1 pseudogene is annotated in these 1,103 nt (G+C 66.9%); it reads right to left on the bottom strand.

The window, feature by feature from the left end:
• Positions 1 to 22 precede the first annotated feature (22 nt).
• Positions 23 to 1,026, bottom strand: a pseudogene (locus ACIOFR_RS42395) (IS5 family transposase).
• Positions 1,027 to 1,103: the final 77 nt, after the last annotated feature.

Raw genomic sequence — 1,103 nt, forward strand, 5'->3', positions numbered from 1 at the left:
TAGGGGGCGTATTTGGTCGCGATCAAGGATGGGCTTTGGTGAGGTCCTTGATCCAGATCATCGAGGCGCGGAGGTGGAGGCCGGCGAGGTAGCTCTCGGGCTTCTTGTCGTACCGGGTGGCGATGCCTCGCCAGGCCTTCAGCTTGTTGATCAGTCGCTCGACGGTGTTCCGAGCCTTGTAGAGCTCGGCGTCGTAGCCGACGGGCCGACCGCCGTTGCTGCCCTTCTTCTTACGGTTGGCGGCCTGGTCCCGCTTTTCCGGGATGACGGCCTTGATGTGCCGTTTGCGCAGGTGGGCGCGGTTGCCGCGGGAGGAGTAGGCCTTGTCGCCGGCGACGGCGTCCGGCCGGGTGCGGGGACGGCCGACCGGCCCACGGACCCGTAATTTCTTGAGCACGGGGATGAACTGCGGGCTGTCGGCGGCCTGCCCCTCGGTCAGCACGAACGCCAGCGGTCGGCACTTGCGCTCACCGGCAACGTGGATCTTGCTGGTCTGTCCACCCCTGGAGCGTCCGAGCAGTGCGGCCTTCAGGCGGAGCTTGCGCCGCCGCCGGGCGCGTCGTCGCTCTTCGCGTTCTGGATCATTTGCGGCGTCCTGTCCGTCTTGTTCTTCCTGGCCGCCCCTTTTTGTCGGGCCTTCTCCGCCTCGCCGGCGGCCTTCTCCAGGGCCTCCAGGGCGTCGGGGCCCAGGTGCATCCCGGCGGCGTCGTGGTGAGCCCGAACGGTGGTGGAATCCACGCTGACCAGCGACAGGTCCACCTCGCCCCGCTTTGCGGCCTCCGCGATCGCGCCTTCCAGCAGGGCTTCGAAGACACCGGCGTCACGCCACTGTCGGAAGCGGTTGGAGACGGTCGACCACGCTCCGAACTCCGCCGGCATCTCCCGCCACTGCCCGCCCGTCTTGAACCGCCAGATCACGCCCTCGAACTGCTGCCGCAGCCGCTCCGGGTACGGGCCGTACTCGCCGATAGGCAAGTACGGCTCGATGAACTCCCACTCTGCATCGGTCAGTTGCACACGTGTCACGAAGTACGGTCTACCGGATCGGCCTTCATTGTGAGGACGAATCCCGCGGATTGATCACGACCCGATACCCGGCCTAG

Source organism: Kitasatospora sp. NPDC088346, from assembly GCF_044740765.1.
In the GTDB taxonomy this organism is placed as follows: Bacteria; Actinomycetota; Actinomycetes; order Streptomycetales; family Streptomycetaceae; genus Kitasatospora.